Annotated in this window: 23 protein-coding genes; all 23 read right to left on the bottom strand. The window is 48.9% G+C overall.

Translation table 11 applies throughout. The features are described from left to right. Window positions 1–228 precede the first annotated feature (228 nt). Window positions 229–2,463: a SpoIIE family protein phosphatase gene (locus K6G33_RS09325; RefSeq protein WP_296778688.1), complete on the bottom strand. Its 2,235-nt coding sequence runs from the start codon at window positions 2,461–2,463 to the stop codon at window positions 229–231. Between the two features lie 132 nt (window positions 2,464–2,595). Beyond that, window positions 2,596–3,225, bottom strand: coding sequence for a precorrin-8X methylmutase (locus tag K6G33_RS09320; RefSeq protein WP_296778686.1), 630 nt, complete (start codon window positions 3,223–3,225; stop codon window positions 2,596–2,598). Next, window positions 3,225–4,691 (bottom strand): cobyric acid synthase, encoded by a 1,467-nt coding sequence (locus K6G33_RS09315; RefSeq protein ID WP_296778685.1) that lies wholly within the window; start codon window positions 4,689–4,691, stop codon window positions 3,225–3,227. The genes K6G33_RS09320 and K6G33_RS09315 overlap by 1 nt, the downstream gene beginning before the upstream one ends. Beyond that, window positions 4,684–5,718: an aminotransferase class I/II-fold pyridoxal phosphate-dependent enzyme gene (locus tag K6G33_RS09310; protein WP_296778682.1), complete on the bottom strand. Its 1,035-nt coding sequence runs from the start codon at window positions 5,716–5,718 to the stop codon at window positions 4,684–4,686. The genes K6G33_RS09315 and K6G33_RS09310 overlap by 8 nt, the downstream gene beginning before the upstream one ends. Beyond that, window positions 5,712–6,683, bottom strand: a complete 972-nt coding sequence (gene cbiB / locus K6G33_RS09305; protein ID WP_296778679.1) for an adenosylcobinamide-phosphate synthase CbiB — start codon at window positions 6,681–6,683, stop codon at window positions 5,712–5,714. The genes K6G33_RS09310 and cbiB overlap by 7 nt, the downstream gene beginning before the upstream one ends. Then, entirely contained in the window at window positions 6,680–7,240 is a 561-nt protein-coding gene (locus tag K6G33_RS09300; RefSeq protein WP_296778677.1) for a histidine phosphatase family protein, read from the bottom strand. The genes cbiB and K6G33_RS09300 overlap by 4 nt, the downstream gene beginning before the upstream one ends. Continuing rightward, complete coding sequence (locus K6G33_RS09295; RefSeq protein ID WP_296778675.1) at window positions 7,230–7,628, bottom strand: bifunctional adenosylcobinamide kinase/adenosylcobinamide-phosphate guanylyltransferase; 399 nt, start codon at window positions 7,626–7,628, stop codon at window positions 7,230–7,232. The genes K6G33_RS09300 and K6G33_RS09295 overlap by 11 nt, the downstream gene beginning before the upstream one ends. A gap of 1 nt (window position 7,629) precedes the next feature. Continuing rightward, window positions 7,630–8,397 (bottom strand): adenosylcobinamide-GDP ribazoletransferase, encoded by a 768-nt coding sequence (locus K6G33_RS09290; protein ID WP_296778674.1) that lies wholly within the window; start codon window positions 8,395–8,397, stop codon window positions 7,630–7,632. Beyond that, window positions 8,391–8,912: a bifunctional adenosylcobinamide kinase/adenosylcobinamide-phosphate guanylyltransferase gene (locus K6G33_RS09285; RefSeq protein ID WP_296778672.1), complete on the bottom strand. Its 522-nt coding sequence runs from the start codon at window positions 8,910–8,912 to the stop codon at window positions 8,391–8,393. Before K6G33_RS09285 ends, K6G33_RS09290 begins: the two co-directional genes overlap by 7 nt. Further along, window positions 8,909–9,958 (bottom strand): nicotinate-nucleotide--dimethylbenzimidazole phosphoribosyltransferase, encoded by a 1,050-nt coding sequence (gene cobT, locus K6G33_RS09280; RefSeq protein WP_296778671.1) that lies wholly within the window; start codon window positions 9,956–9,958, stop codon window positions 8,909–8,911. Before cobT ends, K6G33_RS09285 begins: the two co-directional genes overlap by 4 nt. Next, window positions 9,951–11,300: a cobyrinate a,c-diamide synthase gene (locus K6G33_RS09275; RefSeq protein ID WP_296778668.1), complete on the bottom strand. Its 1,350-nt coding sequence runs from the start codon at window positions 11,298–11,300 to the stop codon at window positions 9,951–9,953. The genes cobT and K6G33_RS09275 overlap by 8 nt, the downstream gene beginning before the upstream one ends. Continuing rightward, complete coding sequence (cbiE, locus tag K6G33_RS09270) at window positions 11,297–12,487, bottom strand: precorrin-6y C5,15-methyltransferase (decarboxylating) subunit CbiE (protein WP_296778667.1); 1,191 nt, start codon at window positions 12,485–12,487, stop codon at window positions 11,297–11,299. Before cbiE ends, K6G33_RS09275 begins: the two co-directional genes overlap by 4 nt. 4 nt (window positions 12,488–12,491) lie before the next feature. Continuing rightward, on the bottom strand, window positions 12,492–13,241 hold the full coding sequence (cobK, locus tag K6G33_RS09265) for a precorrin-6A reductase (protein WP_173449607.1): 750 nt from the start codon (window positions 13,239–13,241) through the stop codon (window positions 12,492–12,494). Beyond that, complete coding sequence (gene cobJ / locus K6G33_RS09260; RefSeq protein ID WP_296778663.1) at window positions 13,234–13,962, bottom strand: precorrin-3B C(17)-methyltransferase; 729 nt, start codon at window positions 13,960–13,962, stop codon at window positions 13,234–13,236. The genes cobK and cobJ overlap by 8 nt, the downstream gene beginning before the upstream one ends. After that, the gene (locus tag K6G33_RS09255; protein WP_296778660.1) at window positions 13,959–14,996 is read right to left on the bottom strand and encodes a cobalt-precorrin 5A hydrolase; all 1,038 of its coding nucleotides are present in this window, start codon (window positions 14,994–14,996) and stop codon (window positions 13,959–13,961) included. Before K6G33_RS09255 ends, cobJ begins: the two co-directional genes overlap by 4 nt. Beyond that, the gene (gene cobM, locus K6G33_RS09250; protein WP_296778657.1) at window positions 14,993–15,751 is read right to left on the bottom strand and encodes a precorrin-4 C(11)-methyltransferase; all 759 of its coding nucleotides are present in this window, start codon (window positions 15,749–15,751) and stop codon (window positions 14,993–14,995) included. Before cobM ends, K6G33_RS09255 begins: the two co-directional genes overlap by 4 nt. Beyond that, window positions 15,744–16,886, bottom strand: coding sequence for a cobalt-precorrin-5B (C(1))-methyltransferase CbiD (gene cbiD, locus K6G33_RS09245; RefSeq protein WP_296778654.1), 1,143 nt, complete (start codon window positions 16,884–16,886; stop codon window positions 15,744–15,746). The genes cobM and cbiD overlap by 8 nt, the downstream gene beginning before the upstream one ends. Window positions 16,887–16,890: 4 nt before the next feature. Next, the gene (cobI, locus tag K6G33_RS09240; RefSeq protein ID WP_296778652.1) at window positions 16,891–17,577 is read right to left on the bottom strand and encodes a precorrin-2 C(20)-methyltransferase; all 687 of its coding nucleotides are present in this window, start codon (window positions 17,575–17,577) and stop codon (window positions 16,891–16,893) included. Between the two features lies 1 nt (window position 17,578). Then, window positions 17,579–18,433, bottom strand: coding sequence for a 16S rRNA (adenine(1518)-N(6)/adenine(1519)-N(6))-dimethyltransferase RsmA (gene rsmA / locus K6G33_RS09235; protein WP_296778649.1), 855 nt, complete (start codon window positions 18,431–18,433; stop codon window positions 17,579–17,581). A 10-nt stretch (window positions 18,434–18,443) separates the two neighbouring features. Beyond that, window positions 18,444–18,707: a hypothetical protein gene (locus K6G33_RS09230; RefSeq protein WP_296778647.1), complete on the bottom strand. Its 264-nt coding sequence runs from the start codon at window positions 18,705–18,707 to the stop codon at window positions 18,444–18,446. Window positions 18,708–18,723: 16 nt separating this feature from the next. Beyond that, a complete protein-coding gene (locus tag K6G33_RS09225) occupies window positions 18,724–19,845 on the bottom strand; it encodes a hypothetical protein (RefSeq protein ID WP_296778645.1) in 1,122 nt (373 codons plus the stop codon). Then, the gene (locus K6G33_RS09220; RefSeq protein ID WP_296778643.1) at window positions 19,845–21,446 is read right to left on the bottom strand and encodes an NAD(P)/FAD-dependent oxidoreductase; all 1,602 of its coding nucleotides are present in this window, start codon (window positions 21,444–21,446) and stop codon (window positions 19,845–19,847) included. Before K6G33_RS09220 ends, K6G33_RS09225 begins: the two co-directional genes overlap by 1 nt. Continuing rightward, window positions 21,443–22,690: an aminoacetone oxidase family FAD-binding enzyme gene (locus K6G33_RS09215; RefSeq protein WP_296778640.1), complete on the bottom strand. Its 1,248-nt coding sequence runs from the start codon at window positions 22,688–22,690 to the stop codon at window positions 21,443–21,445. The genes K6G33_RS09220 and K6G33_RS09215 overlap by 4 nt, the downstream gene beginning before the upstream one ends. Window positions 22,691–22,692 lie beyond the last annotated feature (2 nt).

Raw genomic sequence — 22,692 nt, 5'->3', positions numbered from 1 at the left:
GCTATAATACATTTTATCAGAATCAGCAGAATTATTCAAGCTTTTTTGAAAAACGCCGAGAAATTTCATACGTTATGCTAATATTGCCACTTCGATTTAGTGCAATTTGACAATTTAATTCTGAACTTTTCTCTCAAGCATTTGTCAAAATGCACAGCAAACGTCCTTATTTCGCCTGTATTATCTAACATTTGAGTTAATATTTTGTTCACAAACCTCTGCTATTCCCTATTTGTTGACTTTTACGCCTATCACCGTCACATCGTCAGCATGGATAGTCGGATTGAACACCTCCGCTTTGCTGCATATCTCACTCACGATATGTCTGATATCATCACCTCCCAGAAGCAGCTCCTTGATAAAGGGGTAGGCATTCTCCGATATGCCGTCGGAGAACATGATGACTATATCCCCTGCTTCAAACTCGCACACTCTCGTAAATATCTCCGAACGTTCATAAATGCCTATCGGGAAAGTTGGAGCAGTTATCTTCATCACACCGCCCCTGTGCCTGATAAGGGTCGCTGCAGCTCCTGATTTCACCACTGTGAGTACACACTCGTCAAGGTCGATGCGAAGTACATCAAGCGTTGCAAAGCTCTCCTCACTTGATTTCGTTATCATTATGGAATTTATGAGCTTTATGGCAGACTCAAAATTGACTCCGCTTGCTGTGAGCCTCTTGAAAAGTCCTACGACCATATGTGATTCCGCGGAAGCGTTCCTGCCTGTTCCCATACCGTCCGAAAGCACAACATAGCCTATGCCTGCACCGTCGGTGAATGCAGTGTGCGTGTCTCCGTTTGCCGATTCATTCTCTGCACATGAGGAAGCAGCATACACCTCCATGCTGTAGGCAGGCTTCTCGAACACACGTATCCTCACCTCGTTTCCCGAGCGTACAAACTCAGTGCAGTCCAGCTGCAAATGGAGCTCATCGGCGATAAGATCGCATATGCGTCTGCTGCTTTCGGGAGCATTATCCGCCGAAAAATACACCTCCGCAAGAAGACGGTCACGAGCGTTGTAATAAGCGATAACGGCAGTCGGCTCGAAACCGAACTTGCACAGCTTGGCACGTATGCTCCTGCTCACTGTCTCGGAGCAGCGCACATCAAGACGTTCACCTGCTGCACGGATAAGCTCCTCAGTGATCTTCATCTGCTCGTGAAGTAGGCTGCGGCTTTCCGAAAAGCGCATCTCCATTAACTTCGCAGCAGCTTTTTCATGTGAACTCCTGTTGAAAGCATCAAGCAGCTCGTCCTTGTGCAGACAGTCAGAAAGCTCAGATGGAAAGCTTTCCCTTGAAAATTCACACATCTCCGAAAGCTTTGAAAAGCCGCGGTAAGTATTGCCTCTGTCTGATTTCCAGCAGAAAGGACGACGGTAACACATAGAACATACAGCTTCGGAATTCTCAGCTATCTCACGGTCATTGTCACTGCCGTCCGCAAGTATGTCCGAAATGCGTTCGGATTCGCATCTCAGCTCCCTGAAGGTATCCGACAAAAAGCTCATACGTGTATTTATCACATCAGGAAAAACCGCCGCAGGCTCTGTACCCGTACTGATCCATTTGTCCGAAAAGCGCCCCGATACAGGAATAAATATTAGAGCTGCACATATAATGTTCATGATACTTTCAGCGCTGTTTACCGACAGTCCCGTAAATACAGTCATTACAAAGTATATCACAGTAAACAGCACTGCTGAGGTCTGCGGACGCTGTTTGTTGAAAAATCCCGCAAGCAAGCCTGCAACAGGCAGAAGAACTATTTCCGTGCCTGCCGATGAAGACGACAGAAATGCTCCGCCGACTGTCAGAGTACCGCATAGCACACCTCCCGTCTGACCATAGAAATACGAAGCGGTAAGAGTTGCCGCAGCTCCTGCGATGACCCCGAGATCCAGCGCGGGAAGCTTTACGGCACACAACGAAGCGATCGTCACGATATACACAACAGCACATGAGAAGCCGCCTTTCCCCGAAATATCTGCAACACGCTTCTTCCTCAGTCCGTACAGGACTATTGCAGCTGAATATGCAGCAAAGCCCGCGATACCGCCGTAAAAGAGGTAAAACAACAGTTTATAGGGCAACTCACCGATAACAGCCGAAACAGCTGCTCCTGACACAAAAACGCTTATGCCTGTGTTTATACCATTCAGTTTCGGCTCGCTTCGGGGTTCGAGGAACATTTTTATTATGACTATCAGCGCCAGTGCAGACAGCTTAACGATGTTTTTTCCGACTGTGCCGCTGATGATGCTATGTACGAAGCTGCCTGTAAAAACTGCAACAGCCGACGGCAGGCTGACCGCACCTGCTGCGGAGATATCCGCAAACGTGGACACTCCGCCGACCGATGTTCCCGAAAGCAGATAGCCTGCCACAGTACATACCGCAAAGCCCAGCACATCTCCTGCATATTTCCAGTTTTTTATTCTTTTTATATCGAACACGACATATCACCTCACAAAAAATTACAATCAATTATAGCACAGATATGCCGAGTGAAATGTCGCAGTCCGCCGTCACAATGAGCGATTTTTTGCAGAAAAAGAAAAAAGCTGCGCGTTTGCACAGCTTTTTGTTCATCTTCCGTCTGCCATATAAAGCAGAGCATTGCATATAGCTGCGGCAACATTGCTGCCGCCTTTCCGACCTCTTGCAACGATACACGGTATGCCGCTCCCGATTATCATTTCCTTCGACTGGACAACATTTACAAAGCCCACAGGCACACCTATGACCAGCTTCGGAACAAAGCTCCCTGCCTTGATATGCTCGCAAAGGCGTACAAGAGCAGTAGGCGCATTTCCCACAGCATATATGACAGGCTTGTCCAGTCCTGCCGCCTTATCCACGGAGGCTGCTGCCCGTGTCGTTTCCTTTTCGGCAGCCTCGGCTGCAACGTCGCTGTCAGCCATGTAGCATTCCACCGTACAGCCGTGCCGTGCAAGTGCTGCCTTGTTCACACCTGACTTTGCCATATTCGTATCGGTAACTATGACTGCACCGTCATGTATAGTTTCAAGAGCTGTTTTTACAGCTCCGTCGGAAAAGTACAGATTGTCGTAATAATCAAAATCCGCAGTCGTGTGAATAGCTCTCATGACGATAGGTCTTATATCCTCAGGGAGCTTCCTGTCTCCAAGTTCAGCCTCGATAAGCTCAAAGCTCCGCCTTTCTATATCCTTTGGCAGAACGTATTCAAGTTCCATTACAGTCCCTCCCTGACGATCTTGTAAAGCAGTTCCATATCAATACTTTTCCGCACACCGTCGGCAAGTATATCGAACTGGGATTCTTTGTATGCACTGCGGTCAATGATACCGCCGCGGTATTTCACGCCTTTTCGCTCATACAGCGTTTTCACTATGCGCTCAGAGACCTGCGGACTGTCAAATATTCCGTGGATATAGCAGCCGTAAACATTGCCGCTGTATTCGCCGCCGCAGTCCAGGAGCTGCTTTTCGCTGCTCTCTGTACTGCCTATGTGTATCTCATAGCCGCTGAACTCCGCACCGCTGAGACAGCTGAAAACTCCTCCGATATCGCTGAATCTTCCGCAGGTCTGCGTCTGAGTCTTTTCAGCTCCGAAAACAGTACGGCAGTCAAGAAGTCCCATACCGCTGATACTTCCGCCACACTCACTGCAAAGCGGATCGGATATGTTCTCTCCCAGCATCTGATAGCCGCCGCAGATGCCGAAGACAGGAGTATCCTTTGCTGCAAGGCGCTTTACAGCTGCTTCTATGCCGCTCTCCCGCAGCCATTTCATATCAGCGATAGTGCTCTTTGTACCGGGGATAATAACCATATCGGGTATGCCGAGATCTTCATACTTTGTGACATACCGCACAGAAACGTCCTCATACTGCGAAAACACATCAAAGTCCGTAAAATTCGATATCTTAGGCAGCCGTATAACTGCAATATCAATTATACCTGCATTGTTACCGTAAAGCTTTGCGGACAGGCTGTCCTCGTCCTCAATGTCACATTTCAGGAAGGGAACAACTCCGAGAACAGGCTTGCCGCCGCGCTTTTCAAGAATATCCTTTCCGCTTCCGAATAGCGAGATGTCTCCGCGGAATTTGTTCACCACAAGTCCCTTTACCATGTCAAGCTCATTCGGTTCGAACAGACTAAGCGTGCCGAGAAGCTGTGCAAAAACGCCGCCCCTGTCGATATCTCCCACCAGAAGTACAGGAGCTTTTGCCAGCTCTGCAATACCCATATTCACGATATCGTCCGATTTCAGGTTCAGCTCCACAGGACTTCCCGCCCCCTCGATAACGATGATATCGTGAGCCGCTGAAAGCTTTTCATATGAATCCATGATCCGAGGTACAAGCTCACGTTTACGCCTGAAGTACTCCGCCGCAGTCATATTGCCGACAACTCTGCCGTTGACTATGACCTGAGAGCCAACATCGGTGGTAGGCTTCAGGAGTATCGGATTCATGAGCACTGACGGCTCGACACCTGCCGCCTCAGCCTGCATCGCCTGAGCTCTGCCTATCTCGCAGCCGTCAGCGGTTATATAGGAGTTGAGAGCCATATTCTGGGACTTGAAGGGAGCACACGAATAGCCGTCCTGACTGAATATACGGCAAAGTGCTGCTGCAAAAAAGCTCTTTCCCGAATTAGACATCGTTCCCTGTATCATTATCGCTTTAGCCATTCATTATCCTCCTTACTGCGTTTATGAGCTGCTGATTTTCTTCATGTGTGCGGACTGCAATGCGGAAAAAGCTATCATCAAGACCGCTGTAATCCGCACAGCTGCGTACAAGTATGCCCTCATTCAAAAGGTACTCTCCCAGCTTAGAGTCGCCGCGAAACAGCAGATAATTGGCAGACGACGGGAACACTTCTAATCCGCATTCAGAAAGCTCCGACGAAAGGAACTCTCTCTCAGCCGAAACATATCTCACGTTTTTTACCACGTACTCATTCTCATCAAGTGCTGCGATACCTGCTGCCTGTGCAGGAGCAGAAACACTCCAGTACTGTCCCGAATAAGATATCAGGGAGGCAGTGTCAGAGCTGCCGCACACCGCATAGCCAAGCCTCAGACCTGCCATTGCAAAGAGCTTTGTGAATGAGCGCAGCACTATGACTTTAGGCGAAAGAATACCTGTCGCAGTGAGCTCACAGGCATTTTCAGTGAAGCCGATAAAGCTCTCATCGCACACAAGATAGGCACTGTATTTTTCGCAGGCATCAACGATCTTTTCCAGCATCTCTCTCCCGATAACAGTTCCCGTGGGATTGTTCGGCGATGCGATAAATACCATGTTGTTCCCCTCGATATCAGCGATAATGCTCTCCGTGACCGCAAAGCCGTTTGCCGCATCAAGGTGATGCTCACGCACCTCACACCCGTGTTCCGCAAGAGCTTTCCCGTATTCTGAAAAGGCAGGTGTGCAGACCAGTGCGCGGCGAGGTCTGAGAGCTCCAACAGCTCGGTAGATGAGGTCGTCCGCACCGTTTCCGCATACTATTTTTTCTGCACTGACCTCAAGCTTTTTGCTGAGCTTTCCGCGGAGCTCCCTGCTCTCATGGTCGGGATATCTCTCCCATACATCAGCCGAAGCAATAACAGCTCTGCGCACACTGTCAGGCATACCGAGAGGATTAAGATTTGCCGAAAAATCAAGCTTTATGTCATGCGCAAGATCATTTCCTCCGTGTTTTCCGTTCAGCATAATATACCTCCGACTATCACAGCCCTGACAAACAAAGCAGCCGCAAAAACAATGGCAGAACCTGCATACATGAGATTGTTTGCACGGCGGATATCCTCGTTTTCAATTGCGCGGACAGGATCACCGATGAACTCTTTTTTGTGAAGCTCACCGAAATAGTACGCATCACCTGCAAGCTGCACTCCGAGAGCACCTGCACAGGCTGCCTCGGTCTGTGCGGAATTCGGACTTGCGTGTTTTCTTCTGTCACGCTTCCATATGCGAAAAGCTCTCTTTCCGTTAAGTCCGACAGCAGGTGCAGCTGCTGTCATCGCAAGAGCTGTCAGACGCGAAGGGATATAATTCAGCACATCATCGAGCTTTGCCGCAAAACGACCTATATCCGCATATTTCTCATTTTTGTATCCTATCATGGAATCCATGGTATTGGCAGCTTTATAGAAGAATCCAAGTACCGCTCCTCCTACAGACATATACATGAGCGGAGCTGTCACGCCGTCGGAAGTATTCTCCGCAACTGTTTCCACAGCCGCTTTTATTATACCCGTTTCATCGAGCACATCAGTGTCCCTGCCGACTATCATTGATACTGCTTTTCTTGCCCCCTCTGTGTCACCGCGCTTCACAGCTCTGTACACCTTCATGCTCTCGTCCCTGAGACAACGCGCAGCCATAAGATAATAACACATTATCCCCTCGGCGACCGCTCCGAATATTACATTGATGCTGTAACATACAATGAGCAGCAAAAACGGTACTGCCGTTGATATCAGCAGCACTGTCAATGCAAGAAAAACTCCGCCTGAGCGGAGGTGACTTTTCATGCGTCTGCGCACTAAAGTTTCGAGCAATGATATCAACTTGCCGATTAGTCGTATCGGGTGCGGGAGCGAATAAGGATCTCCCAGCACACAGTCAATGGCAGCTCCCAGCAGCAGTGGCAGCGCCGCGATAAAGTAATTCATATTTTCTCCGTAACTGTAATTTTTTCTCCGTCAAATTCCGTTATATAACCGTGTCCGTTGGCGATATGCCAGTCATAATAGCTTTTGTGCGGCACGGCAAAGTGTTCGAGCACAGCCATGATAGTACCGCCGTGAACAACAAATGTTGCCGCCATTCCATCAGGCACTTCGCTGATACATTTCAGGAAGCTCCCGACACAGCGCTTCTTGAAATCGTCAGGGCTTTCACCGTTCGGAAAAGCGTCCTCGCCGCCGCTGTCGATCCAGCGCTGATAACGGCTGTCCATAGAAAGCTCGATATAGTTTCTGCCCTCAAAGTCTCCGAAATCGCACTCTCTCAGACCGTCACATACAACAGGTGTATGATTCGGGAATATCAGTTCAGCTGTCTGTATACAGCGTTTCATAGGACTTGTTATAAGGTATCCGCACGGCGGATAATCAATATTCACAAGTTCGGATATGCCGATGAAGGAGAGCGCTTCATCAGTTCGTCCGATATATCTCAGCTCGGAATTTCCCATAGTCTTGCCGTGCCTTATAAGATCAACCCTCATTCGGAGCGCCTTTCAGATACGTTGGTATACCGCAGATAACACGAATGACAGTATCGCTCTCTCTTGCAATTATGCAGCCGCAGCGTCCTGTTACTTCGCGTCTTGTACGGTCTGATTTTTCTATCGGAACGATGCCGCAGCCTGTCTCGTCCATGATTATTACCGCGTCCTTGTTCTGTTCGCAGAGCTTCTTGGTAAATTCCACAGGATCAACACCCTCTGCAAGAAGTCTTGCGATAAGGCGGTGATAGCTCTTTATCACATCAGCTGAGAAAGCCTCCTCAAAATCACAGGTCGAACCGTTTATCATATCAGCTCTGTCCATATCGAGCCAGTTGCAGGCAAAACGTATTTTTCCCTGATAAGCTCCTCCGATTATCATTTTCATCTCATAATACCTCCCTTAATTTCAAAGCGAACACAGCCGCCGCTGCGATCCACATCTCACACATTTGCAGGAACCAGCCTTCAAGATCACCTGTTATGCCGCCGAATTCCTTGTACGCTGTCCTTCTGTAGCAAAGCATTGTCAGCAAAGCCGCCGCAGAAGCTGCTGTACCCGCAGTAAAGCTGAAAAACATCATTATGCAGCAGCACACTGCCGCTGTAATTATCAGCACCCTCACCGTTGTTTTTTTATCCGCAGGTACCGAAAAACTTTGCAGCGTTCCCTCTTTTTTCGCAGCCCTGAACGTCACCGCGGCAAATCCGCTGAGAGCCCTTGACAGGACATATCCGCAGCCAATGACTACAGCCGACGAATAATCATTCAGCTCGCTCAGCAGAGCAGTATACACCACCGCATAAACCGCCAGCTTTATTGCCGCAAAAGCTCCTATGTGCGAATCACTGAGTATAGCAAGCTTTTTCTGTCTGTCTCCCCATGAAGCTCTTGCGTCACAGGTATCGCAGTAGCCGTCAAGATGTATACCTCCTGTGACGATAACCGTCATTGCAAACACTCCGGCCCCATACAGGAAACTGCCGATATCAAGTTTATCGCAGACAAAACACCAGACTACCGCAAGGGCTCCCATCACAGCTCCTATAAGGGGAAAGAAGCACATTGAATAGCGGCGGTTCTCATCGCGCCATTCAACTTTCGGTGTCGGTATCCGCGAATACATCTGAAACGCCGAAAATAACGAATTCAGCATATCAGACTTCCCTTTCTGACAACAGGTATACCGTAAACACACTCTACAACATTATCGGCAAATTCGGCTATCTTACAATTTATCTCGGACAGCTGACTTATATATGCCTTTGTATCAGCAGAATAGCTTATACCGTCACAGCCGACTTCATTGGTTACTATGACCAGCTCAGCAGTTCTCTCCGACAGCCGACGTATCCCTTCAACTATTTTTTCAGCGGGTTTATGCACGTTCGGCCCAATGAACATCTCATTTGCACAGAGATTTCCCATACACTCAATGAGCACAGCACAGCCTTCAGGCACATCTGCATTGCCGATGTCGCGCAGGCATTCAACTGTCACAAAATCCTTATCTCTGCGCATTTTGATGTGACGTGCGATTATCTCCTTCGCATCATCGCCCATTGGATTCATAGTTGCAACATAATATTTTTCACCTTCAAAGTTTTCCAGAACCTTTTCTGCATAGCTTGATTTTCCGCATTTAGCTCCGCCTGTAACGAGTGTAATCATATCAGTTCCACATACCTTTCTATACCTGCACCGTCAAAACGGTGAGCTCTGTTATAAAGTGCAGCCGCGCCGTCAAGAAGCGGCAGCAGCAATATACCACCTGTTCCTTCTCCGAGTCTCAGTCCGCCGTCAATGACAGCATTGAGCCCAAGACGTTCAAGCAGCATTCTGCCCGAGGGTTCGGCAGAAACGTGTCCTGCCAGCATATAATCCACCGAAGCAGGTGCGAACATTGATGCAAGGACTGCCGAAACAGCGGAGATAACCCCGTCTATCACCATAGTCACTCCGTAAACAGCTCCCCCGAGGAACAGCCCCGTCATGCCTGCTATCTCGTAGCTTCCAAGCTTTGAGATCAGCTCGGCAGGATCATCGGAAAAAGGCGAATTCACAGTGATCGCACGTTTTATTACCTCTGCCTTGTGCAGAAGTCCCTCCGATGAAAGTCCTGCGCCTTTTCCTGTAACTTTTTCGGGCGGAAGTCCAAGCAGTACCGAAGATAGTGCCGATGTGGGAGTTGTATTCCCTATGCCCATTTCGCCTGTAACTATGATCCTGACACCCTTTTCGGCAAGATCTCTGACCATATCCATGCCCACTGCAACTGCTCTGTATACATTTTCCACTGTCATTGCAGGTCCGACAGCGATATTATCCGAACCGTATGCCAGTTTTCTTGATATCACCCTGTCACATTCAAGATCAGCTGCAACTCCGATATCCACCGCATACACATTAGCTCTGAACGTATCCGCAAGAGCATTGATGTTTGATCTGCCACAGGCGATAGCCTCCGTGCAGACAGCTGTCACCGAGCTGTCCGTCTGAGTCACGCCCTCCGCAACAACGCCGTTATCCGCACACATAACGACAACAGCACGTTCTGAGATATCGGGAAACTCTGTCTTCTGAACAGCCGCTATCCTGTTCCAGAACGTTTCGAGCAAACCGAAGCTTCGCAGCGGCTTTGCAACGCTGTCCCAGTGTTCCTGAGCAAGCTGTGAATACTTTTTGTCGGTGGGTCTTATAAGTCGAATCCTATCCATTATTTTCTCCATATGCTGCACAGGCAGCTGCAAAACGCTCTGCCATGCTTATATCCGAATAAAAATACAAATGAGGAAAACCTGCATAAAGCGTTTTATGAGCATGAACGCATTTCCATTCGCGCCCGTCCGCTTTTCTTGCAATAAAACCATCGCCGCAGTCAGTGCTTTCCCAGTAGTGGAACTCATGAGCTTTCAGCTCATAGTTTTCAGCACACAAAAGGTTGTCCTTATTTGCTGTCATGGTAACATACCCGAAACGCTGAAGGCGCTCCGTTGAAAAAACCTTTCCGCTGACCGCTCCCACCAGCGGATACTCTCTGCCGCCGCTGTCCACGAGCATCTCATGCAGATACATGAACCCGCCGCACTCGGCAATAGTCGGGATATCCTGCATCAGAGCCTTCTTCACCGCATCGAGCATATCCCTGTTATCGGACAGCTCCTTTGCGTAAAGCTCAGGATAACCGCCGCTGAGAATGATCCCGCAGCAGCCGTCGGGAAGCTTTTTATCGCTTATAGGAGAGAAGTACTCTATATCGCAGCCAAGCTGTTCAAGCAGAGAGATATTATCGGAATATGTGAAGCAGAAAGCCCTGTCGTTCGCAACCGCTATCTTCGGCGGACGCTCACAGGACAGTCTTTTCACTTCTTTTGCCGTAAAATTCGGCAAAGCAGAATCACTGCAGCTTATGATATCATCAAGAAGGATATTTTCCTCAGCAAGTTTTCCGAGTTCTTCCAGCTTCTCCCTGATATCGCTTATCTCGGCTGCTGTGACAAGTCCTAACCTGCGGCTCTCGATGCACCACGGATTAGTCGGCAGACAGCCAAAATAGCGCACTCCGAACTGTTCGCATTTTTCCCTTGCCATTTCCACAAGACGCTTCGGGAGCCTGTTGAAAATGAATCCGATTATATTATTCGGGCGCTGATATTCGAGAAATCCCTTCATGAACGCGCCTATGGATTCGCCTGCGCCCTTGCAGTCAATAACAACTATCACAGGCGTATCTGTTGTCAATGATACAGAATGTGCCGAACCTCTGCCGCCGACAGCTCCGTCATAATAGCCCATAACGCCTTCAATGACGGATATTTCGGTATTTGATGAATTCTTTGCCAGCAGATACCTCAGAGTATCATCGTCACAGAAAAAGCTGTCCAGATTATAGGCTTCCGTCCCGATGACGGTTCTGTGAAACATGGGGTCGATATAATCGGGACCGCATTTGAACGCCGAAATGCTCATTCCGCGTTTTTTCAAAGCTGAAAGTAACGCGCATACAACGGTAGTTTTCCCGCAGCCGCTATGAGTCCCGCCGATGATTATTTTTTTCATTGCAGTTTCCTTTTAATGATATATACAGGATTTTCGGCAGACAGCATAGTGTGCTGCCCTATCTTTTTTGTCCTTGTTACGGCTATCTGTGAAATATCAGCTTCAAGTCCGAATTTGTCGAACAGAGCGATGCACTCAGAGAGCGTTTCAAGAGAAACTGCCGTGACGATGAGCCTCGCACTGCTGTTTTTCCCGATCGCAGCCGCGATGATTTCTTCGAGCATACCTCCCGAACCACCAATAAAAACACAGTCGGGCGCAGGCAGATCATTGACGAGTTCTTCTGCTTTTCCCTCCAGCACTCTTATATTGTCACAGCCGAATTTACGCTGATTCTGTCTGATAAGCCCAACAGCTTCGGGATTTTTTTCAACAGTACATACAATACCGTTTTCGCATCTGACTGCCATTTCCACAGATACCGAACCTGTACCGCCGCCTATATCCCAGCAGGTATCATTTTTTCCGATATCAAGTCCAACAGCAACAAGTGTCCTGATCTCTGATTTCGTCATAGGAACTTTTCCCCTGATGAATTCGTCATCTGATATTCCGCACGGCAAGGCTTTTTCGCAGTCCCTGTTCTCCGCAAGCATAACACACAGTCCGTCAGTCTCGAAGTCGATAAGCTCACAAGCCTTTCCTGTGATGATACGCTCGTTGTCATATCCGAGCCTTTCGCCGATATATACCACAACATCGTCCATACCGTACTCGCACAGTCTTCCGCATATATCCGAAGCCTTCAGATCGCCGCCGAGAAGGAAAAACGTCTTTTCATGCGCTTTTACGTGCCTTGCGATATTCCCGTCCTGACCGTGAAGACTTACAAAAAAGCAGTCCGACCACTCCTTTTTGAGCTTTGCACAGAGGTAAACAGGTGAAGAAATACCGCTGATAACTTCGGTATCGTGGTCGTCAAGGAGCTCCGCAAGTTTTTTTGCTCCGCTGAAAAATCCACAGTCTCCCGACATCAGGAGAGCTGCCATACCGAAGCTGTTTTCATTCAGATACCTGACGATCTCTGTGCTCCTGTACTCTGTCAGGAACGGCTTTCCCAGAGCCAAGAAGGGATCAAGCATACGCTTTGCACCAATAAGAACATCGGCAGAAGCTATTGCTTCTTCAGCTTCCCGTGTCAGCGTTTTAACTCCGTCTACGCCAATGCCGACAATGTATATCTTCACCTCATCACCTCCTCATTTTCAGTATGATATTTTTGATCTCGTCCATTGTATTTCCGACTTCTGAGGGTCTTGCAAGAACCAGCGCCTCAATGCCGCACTGTCTCGCAGCCTCTATTTTTTCAGGAAAACCTCCTGCTGTGCCGCTCTCCTTTGTAACGATGAGCTTCGCCCCGCTCATACGTATATGAGCGATATTCTGCTCGACCGAGAACGGACCTTTTTCCAGTATCATTTGATCTTCCGCAAAACCGTATTCCCTGCATTGACGGCGTATCTCAGCAGTGGGCAGGGCTCTGCACCAGATACGCTCGGCGTATCCGCGCACCTCTGTAAGCTTCGCAAATTCCTTGCTCCCGAGAGTACTGAGGACAGTCTCATTGCCGCTGTTAAGTCTTTCCACGAGCTCATGCATCGAGGGATAGACCGAACAGCCGGTCAGATCTTCGGAAGCCCTCAGAAGCCTGTGATACGGGATATCCGCAGCATTGCAGGCAGCTTTTATATTCTCAGTGACCTCAGTCGCATATGGGTGAGTTGCATCAATAACAGCTCGGCAGCCTATATCACGCATAAGCATTTTCATATGTTCGCTGTCAAGTCTGCCGACCATGATATGCAGCCTTTCACTGTTCGGAAGAAGTCCTCCGCCGTATTCGGTCGCCACGGATACAGCCGTTGGCACTCCGACTTCAACGCAGTATTCAGCCAGTTCCCTGCCCTCAGTAGTCCCTCCGAAGATGAGCAGCTCACACATTCCGATAGCCTCTCGGCGTTACCATTTTTCCGTTGATGACACGGGTCTCGGAGTTGCCTATAAATACTGTTGTAAACATATCCACCTGTGTATCACGAAGCTCCGAAAGCTCCATTATACGGCTTTCCTGACCGTCCCTGCCTATATTCTTCACTATGCCGCACACTGTTTTCGGTGAGCGGTATTCAAGCATGATATCACAGGCTTTTTGCAGATGATCCACTCTTTTTTTGGACGAGGGATTATACAGTGCGATAACAAAATCCCCCTCTGCAGCACAGCGAAGCCGCTTCACTATTTTTTCCATCGGAGTAAGCAGATCAGACAGGCTTATCACCGCGAAGTCATGAGTCATGGGAGAACCGAGCACAGCTCCGCCGCTTATTGCAGCAGTAACTCCAGCTACAACTTCCACTTCCACATTCGGGAACTTTTCCGACATCTCCATGGCAAGTCCTGCCATACCGTATATCTGACTGTCTCCGCTGCATACAAGAGCTATATTCTGTCCTTCTCCTGCAAGTCTCAGAGCAAGCTCCACACGTTCTGTCTCGTGCTTCATTCCTGTGGAAAAGCATTCCTTATCAGGGTAATACCGCTTGATCTGCTCGATATATACCGTATATCCGACGATTATATCACAATTCCGCAGAACTTCTTCTGCTTCGAGCGTAAGACCGTTTCTGCTTCCGCAGCCTATTCCAACAACATAGAGCTTCATAAGACCTTCCTTTCAAAATCAAGATACACAGGCATTTCCGCAGCCGCCACTGTCACACCGTCAAGTGCGTTTTTTCGTATTATCAGCTTTCCGCCGCTGCCCAGCACCGCACTGCGTTCACACACATTGTCCGCACCTGTGGTTTCGAGCACAAATCCCGACGGCTCAAAATCACCGCTGACGCTCATGAGCTCCTCGGCTGTAAACACAGTAAGCTCGCAGCCGTTTTTCTCACAGAACTCAAGGAGTCCCTTTTCGTCCTTTTTGATATCAATAGTACATATCTTAGATATCATTCTCATATCAAGCTGATACCTTCCGAGCACTTCTTCCGCTGCGTTCATGATAGCTTCACAGGAAGTTCCTTTTTTGCAGCCTATACCAAGGACTATATTTCTCGGAATGAGCCGCAGCGTGACATCAAAAGGCTGAGCATTCCTGTCAGTACCAATGTATATCCCCGTCCTGCATATGCCGAATTCAGTAAGCTCCTCGGGAAGTCCACTGTGACTGTAACTGCTGGAAAAACCTATCTTTTCATCGTCGAGAACAGCTGCCGCAATGTCCTTTGCAGCCTTCAGATCAGTGATTATCAAGTTATTTGCCACCGCAAAGCTGTCGGGCGAGAATTTTCCACCCGTATCGGTAGCGGTAGTTATTACCGCAGTCGCATCAATGCGTTCGGCTATTACCTCAGAGAGCCTGTTTGCTCCGCCGATATGTCCCGAAAGGACAGGTATAACGAACCTTCCGCAGTCGTCCATGACGATAACGGCAGGATCATCGGCTTTTGTTCCGATATACGGCGTTACTGCACGAACTGCGATCCCGCAGGCACATATGAATATAAATGCGTCGGAGCGCTCAAAAAGTCTTCCGACCATACTGCCAATATTCCAGAATACAGCTGCATCGTCATCGGTATGCTTGTGGAAGCAATAACGGCTGACTTTGTGCTCTCCGCCGAGCAGACCGCTGACCCTCTGTGAAAGCTGCCTGCCGTTTTCGGTAACGGAAAATACTGCGATATTCATACGTCCTCTGCCTTTCTGAATCCTGTCTCAAAATGCTTGTCGTAAAGCTTTGACAGCGCATAATCATCACCGAGGAAATCTCCTACGGTTATAAGTGCGGTTTTGGATATACTGTTTTTCCGAGCTTCTTCCGCAAGTTTGCCCACAGTGCAGCGAACTATCTTTTCATCGCTCCATGTAGCCTTATAAACTATAGCCGCAGGCGTATCCGCACTGTATCCGCCTGCAATAAGCTGCTTCGCAAGCTCATCGAGCATACCTGTACTAAGAAATATAACCATGGTTGCATGATGAGCTGCAAGGCTCTCGATACTCTCTCTTTCGGGAACAGGAGTGCGTCCAGCCATTCTGGTGAGTATCACTGTCTGAGACACATCGGGCAGTGTATATTCAGCTCTTAAAGCCGCAGCAGCTCCGCAGAATGAGCTTACTCCCGGAGTAACACTGTACTCTATCCCAAGTTCTTCGAGCCTGTCCATCTGCTCTCTGACAGCTCCGTATACACACGGATCGCCCGTATGCAGACGAACTGTAGTTTTCCCTGATACTTCGGCTTTTTTCATTATTTCAATGACTTCATCAAGATGCATGAGCGCACTGTTGTATATCTCACAATCAGACTTTGCATACGCAAGCAGCTCAGGATTTACCAGAGAGCCTGCATATATTATAACATCTGCTTCCTCTATGAGTCTTTTTCCCCTTAACGTTATCAGATCAGCTGCTCCACAGCCGGCACCTACAAATTCAACCATTTTCTTCCCCCCTGACAGCCTCGATAAGTTCATCAGCGAGGCTCGTCTTTATGATAAGTTCCCGTTTGTACGAAAAAGAAACAGCGGCTATCCTGACCTGTTCCTTTACTCTCGCACGGAGGTAGTATTCCATGCGCTTTTCGAGTACTTTCACCGTTTTTTCAAGATAGCCCGCTTCATCAAGTATATCCATCGCTGCGTCTGCTGTAGCACAGTCAGGCAGCCTTTTCAGTGTATCCGCATCTGCTCCAGCAAGAACTCCGCAGGTGACGAGTACGTCCATTCTGCCGTCAGCCCACGATGAATGGGTATTCATGATACCTGCGCCAAGTTTTACGAGTTTGCCGATGTGTCCGACGATAAGTATGGACTCAAATCCAAGTTCCAGTCCGATATCTATGGCATCGCCGATAAAATTACTGCAAGTGACACTGCGCTCAAGTGAGAACGGCAGCTCGTTCTGCACAAAGCTCTCACTGTAATTGCCGATAGTCAGCAGCATATTTCTCTGACCCTCAGCACGACGCATTTTCGCCTCGGTACGGATAGTTTCCACAAGAGCGGTATTGCTCATGGGTTCGACTATGCCGCTGGTGCCGATAATTGAGATACCGCCTTCTATGCCCATTCTCGGATTGTACGTCTTGTATGCCAGCTCCTCACCGCCGGGAACTGAGACAGTAACCTCAAAGCCGCCTGAATAGCCGTACTTTTCAGCAATTTCCATAACTGCCGATGTTATCATTTTTCGCGGCACAGAATTGATAGCAGCTTCTCCCACAGGCTGGTCAAGACCTGCCTTTGTAACTCTGCCGATGCCTTCGCCGCCAAGTATCCTAACGCCGCTGTCCGAAGTCCTTACAGCTGCGCATACCCTTATACCGTCAGTAACATCGGGATCGTCACCGCTGTCCTTGATAACTGCACATGAGGCAAAGTCACTGCCGACGATCTGCTCTGTTATATCCGGACGAAGCAGTATCCCTTTGGGAGTCATAAGCTCCACCGTATCTGTGCGCCGTCCCGTAAGGAGCATTTCCGCCGCTGCCTTTGCAGCTGCCGCAGCACATGAACCTGTAGTATAACCGCAGCGCATTTTCTGCGAGCCTTTGTAAATAAACTCATCAAGTTTCATGAGCTCACTCCCCGTCACTTATAATAAATACGGTGAAATAGCCTGTTTCATTGCTTACCTCACCGCAGCTGCGGTACAATCTTTCATCAGGTAGTCCGCAGTTCACTGCGACAGATGTATGCTCCACAAGTCCCTTTCTGCGAAGCAGTTCTATGAGTTCAACTGAATTCTTCCCTGCCTTCATGATGACCTTCGTTCCGCTAAGTTCCAGCATTTCTTCAAGTTCTTCGCAGTCATACGGAATGATATGCAGAGGCTTTCTGCCGAGACAAAGCGGTTTGCCGAGCAGAGCTGCCGCTGCGCTGAAGCTGGTAACTCCGGGGCATATCTCCACATCGAAGCCAAGTCTGCGAACGCGCTCCGCAATATAGCTGAACGTGGAATAGACCGAGATATCGCCGAGAGCAAGCATGGCAGCGTCATTGCTCCCAAGCTCTGCACAAAGCTGTTTTGCGGCTTTGTCATAGTTTGCGTTCAGAACATTTTCGTCGCGGCTCATGGGAAAATCAACATAAATGATACGCTTGACCGATAGGTCGCATACGCTCTCGGCAATGGAAAGTGCAAGTGTATTGCTGCCGCTTGTGCGCGGAACTGCAATCACGCTGCATTCTCTGATGATCTGTACCGCTTTCAGCGTCATTAGCTGAGGATCACCTGCTCCGACGCTTACTCCGTAAAGTTTTCCCATGTCAGTTTTTCCCGATCTCTGCCGCAAAAGCAACAAGCTGCTCCATATCGAGCTGTTCTATACGTGCTGTCTCAGGAAGCCCGATGCTGCCGAGAGCCGCATATACCTTATCCTTAGGTATGCCCATTATGGACGACAGAGCATTTGCGAGAGTCTTGCGGCGCTGCTCAAAACCTGCTTTCACCACTTTGAAGAAAAAGCGTTCGCTTTCCTCATCAAGGCGATGCTCTGAATTGAGGTCTATCCTTATTACTGCCGAGTCAACATTCGGGGCAGGCATGAAGCTGCCGCGTGAAACGTCAAAAAGCTTCTTTACGGTGCCAAAATAATTTACGCCCACTGTTATAGCTCCCGAATCTCTTGTGCCCACCTTTGCGCAAAGGCGCTGTGCTGCTTCCTTCTGAACCATTACCGTTATCGACTCGATCGGCAGTCTGCTTTCAAGGAGCATCATGATTATCGGTGATGTGATGTAATACGGAAGATTCGCACATACCGCTGTTTTCAGCCCTGAAAACTCCTCATCTATGAGCTTGTGGAGGTCGCATTTCATTACGTCCTCGTTGATGATCTTCACATTATCAAAATCTGCAAGTGTCTCCTCAAGTATGGGCAGAAGACGAGTGTCGATCTCTACTGCCGTGACCTTGTCTGCCCGCTTTGCAAGCTCAGCTGTGAGAACTCCAATGCCCGTTCCTATCTCAAGGACACCAAAGCCCTTGCAGGCATTGCCGTTTTCTGCTATTTTCGGGCATATATCAGGATTTATGATAAAGTTCTGTCCCAGTCCCTTCGAGAAACTGAAACCGTGACGTGACAATATCTCCTTGACTGTGCCGATGTTCGTTAAATTCATTCAGTACTCCTTAAACCTTGTGGCGCTGCTTTTCGGAAAACTCCTTCTGCTTTGCATCATTGAGCTTTTCCATACTATTCACCAGATAATCTGCCGAACGGTAGGCTCTCTGAAAATCCATGTCCTTGAAGCGGACTCTGAGGTCTACATACTCACCGTCAATGATAATATCCAGTTCACTTATCTGCCTGCCAACATACTTCTGACCCGCGTACTTTATGTACTCGTCGATCTCTTGTCTTTCCATTTCTCCGCCGATCACATTGATCTTCATATCCAGCCTCCCATTCTTATTTTATAACACTTAAATTTTCTGCAAAGGACGCATCTGCGATAACTTTTTCGTCGCCGCCTTTTCCGAGAAGTATGAGTTCCTTGCCGTTGGAGTATATCACTCCCTCGTCGCAAAGAGTATAATCAAGTACGCCCTTTTTAAGAACTGTCTCGCTTCCGTCGGGAGAGACCCTAACAAGCACTCTGCTGCGCGGGAAGATACCTGGGTTTTTGTCTCCCGAAGCGGCATTTTCCTTCTCGTTCTTCTCGGCTTCGAGAAGTCTTCCCTCGAAATACAGTTCCCTGCCTGACTTGTTCTTTGTTTTCACGTCGTCCCTGCGCTGATTTTTCCTGAGTGGTTCTCCGCCGAAAATGACACTGAACGCATTGAGGAAGCCTATTATCGCCTTTATAAGTCTCACGGGAAACAGCAGTACTGCTTTCCACACAGGCTCTCTCTTTTCCGTTTTTGGTCTGTATGGTCTGCGTATAAAATAATAGTTTCCGTCAGCGTCGTTCATCGGCTTTATGAGGTCATTATCCTTATCCGCAAAGAGCTCCTCTATCTTTCCCGCATCAAGATCAAGCGAGAGTATGGAGCTCGGCGACACACCTGAGCCGCCGTCTATAGCCACGCCGACGGTGGAACAAAGTATCCTGCCGTCAGATGCCGACCAGCATGGTGAAGACTCGATAGAAGCTCCGTCAGTCATCTCATCATAATTTCCTCGCTCGTCGAATATTGCAAGATGGCCGTCCATTATGGCTGCGATCCTGCCGTCCTTGAAGGAAATATCGCTTATCTGCCTGTTCATGCCCGTATAGATATGTCCCTCGGGAGCTTTTGGCGAATCGGTGTCTTTCCTGTATATCGCGCCCATTTCTCCAAGCTTTGCAGCATATATCATGCCGCTGTCAGCTGCGGATATACCATAAATACAGGCGCTGTCTGCGGCATCTGCATAGTGCTCGACAGCTCCCATGAACTCCGCACCCTTGCCGCTGTGTTTCCACTCCTTGTTCCTGTTTATCTCGTTGACGGTATCGGCATACTTCGCAGCCCTTTCGCACGGCAGCTCTGACACCTTTCCCTCATTGCACAGGAACATCTTTCCTTTTGATATGTATACTATCTTCATCAGTTTTTACGCTGCCCTTCTATTCTTTCACAGACTGCTTCCGCACACTTCATACCATCAACTGCCGCAGAAACTATGCCGCCTGCGTAGCCTGCTCCTTCTCCGCAGGGGAACAAGCCTTTCAGTGACAGCGACTGCATATCCTCACCGCGGTTTATGCGTACAGGAGAGCTGCTGCGGCTCTCTATGCCTGTAAGCAGTGTATCTCCGTCGTCAAAGCCCTTTATCTTCTTTCCCATTTCCTTTATGCCGAGTTTAAGTGACTCGCATACAAAATCAGGGAGATACTCCTCGGGAGCTGCAAACTTTACCGACGGACGATAGGACGGCTTGACTCTTCCGAGTTTATCGCTTACCCTGCCTTCCATGAAATCACGCAGCACCGCCGCAGGTGCGCGGTAATCGCAGCCGCCTGCCTTAAAGGCTTTCTCCTCAAGCTCACGCTGAAAGTACATACCTGCAAGTGGGTGATCGCTGCCGTAGTCCTCAGTCCCCACATTCACAAGGAGAGCACTGTTGGAGTTTTCGGCATCACGGGCAAAGCAGCTCATGCCATTGACAGCAAGCCTGCCCTCCTCCGAAGAAGCTGCCACAACATATCCTCCAGGACACATACAGAACGTGTACAGTGTACGTCCGTTAGGAAGGTGAACAGCAAGCTTATAATCTGCCGCTTTCAGTGCAGGGTGCCCTGCAAAATCGCCGTACATCGCCTTGTCTATGTCACTGCGGAGATGCTCCGCACGAACTCCCACCGAGAAATTCTTCTGCGAAAGGGCTATATTTTCTTTATAAAGCAGCTCAAAAACATCTCTTGCACTGTGACCTGATGCAAGGATAAGGCTGTTCGTATCTATTGTTTCGGTTTTTCCGCCATGCTCATATCTCACCGCAGTAAGGCTGCCGTTTTCAGCCTCAAATCCACAGAATTTTGAGTTGAAGCGAACTTCTCCACCCAGAGAGATGACGCGCTCACGGAGCGACTTTACAGCTCCGCGCAGCTTATCCGTGCCGATATGCGGCTTAGCGAGCCAGAGTATCTCGTCAGGTGCTCCGAACTCCACAAGGCGCTCGAATACCCAGCCTATACGTCTGTCCTTGATGCCTGTTGTAAGCTTTCCGTCGGAAAATGTACCTGCTCCGCCTTCGCCGAACTGTACATTGCACTCAGGATCAAGTCTGCCGCCGCTCTGGAATTCCTCCACTGCCTTGCAGCGTGAATCCACATCGCCGCCTCTTTCAAGGACTATGGGCTTCGCTCCTGCCATTGACAGCACAAGTGCCGCAAACATTCCTGCGGGTCCGAAGCCCACGATAACAGGTCGGTCAGCGGCTTCACCGAGCAAAGGGACTATATACTCCGTCTTTTCGAGCTTTACTGCATTCTTCAAGGTCTTCAGCAGCTTGTCCTCGCCCTTTGCTTCTATATCAAGAGAAATTAGAAAATGCACATCTGACTTTTTTCGTGCATCGACCGATCTCTTTCCGAGCTTTACGCTTTTGATCCTGTCACGGCTTATTTTCAGTTTTTTTTCACAAAGTCCTGTAAGGTCGGCAAGGTCCGTATCCAGCGAGACCTTTATACCTCCGACTCTTATCATGTAAGTCCTCCTCTCAGGGAGTCAGCACAACTTCTCCCTGCCTGTATTCCTGATGACCACGCCCATTGCAGGTTATATCCGCCGCAGTCGCCGTCAACATCAAGTATCTCACCGCAAAGGAATATGCCCTTTTCGCTCCTGAGCTGCAATCTTTCGTCAATACAGTCGCCGCTGATGCCGCCCGAAGTGACCTGCGCGTCCTTCCACGATGAGCTTCCGGTAACATCGAACTCCAGATTCTTCACCAGCTGTGCCAGCTGACGAAACTCATTTTCACGAATAGATGAAATAGGCTCATTAAGCGGCTTTCCCAGAGCTCTTTTGGTAAGATATGTTGCCAGATTACGCGGGAACATTCCTGTAAGGAGCTCCTCCAGAGTCTGCTTTCCGCGCTGATACTGTATCACACGAAGGTAGCCCAGAAGCTGATCCATGACCATATCCTCAGCAAGATCGAGTCTGAGTGTGAGCTTTCCCTCATAATGTGAAAACAAATGCGCCATATTGAACACACATATTCCCGAAAGTGAGTTTTCGGTGAACTGTATCTCCCCCACTTCCTCCTTGAGGAATCTGCCGCCGGAATATGCTGTTACCCTGCCCTTGGCACGAACGCCCTTGAGACCTTTCAGGAGCTCCGGACGCACTCTCAGCGGAGCTACCGCAGGACATATCTTTGTTGTATGACAGCCTTTGCTGCGCATGAGCCTGATAACGCTGCCGTCTGTTCCGAATTGCGGAGCCGCATAACCTCCTGCCGCTACTATTATCCTTTTGCAGGGGAATTTTTCCCCGGATACGGTAGATATCTTAAAGCAGTTGGGTGTACTCTCGATAAAATTCGCCTCAAAGCCGCAGCGTTCCACCACTCCCAGCTGCTGAGCTTTAAGTCTCAGCGCATTAAGTACAGTGGCTGCACTGTTGCTGCGCGGGTAGATCCTTCCCTTTGAATCTGCAATGCACAGTAAGCCCAGTCCGCCAAAGAATTCCTTTGCCGAAGGTGTTGAACCAATAATGCGCATTACATTTTTCACGCTTCCGTGATAATGGTCAGACGTAAGATTGATATTGCTCAGATTGCATCGTCCGTTGCCGGTCGCAAGTATCTTCTTGCCGACTCTGTCCAGCTTTTCAAGTATAACTACCTTTGCCTTCGGAAGGGCTGTTTTAGCTTCGACAGCTGCTGCAAGTCCTGATGCTCCGCCCCCTATTACAGCAATATCAGTTATGTTGTCCTTACTCATAT

This window comes from Ruminococcus sp. (assembly GCF_024691275.1).
GTDB lineage: Bacteria > Bacillota > Clostridia > Oscillospirales > Ruminococcaceae > Ruminococcus.
This window is presented reverse-complemented; position numbering and strand designations above follow the sequence as displayed.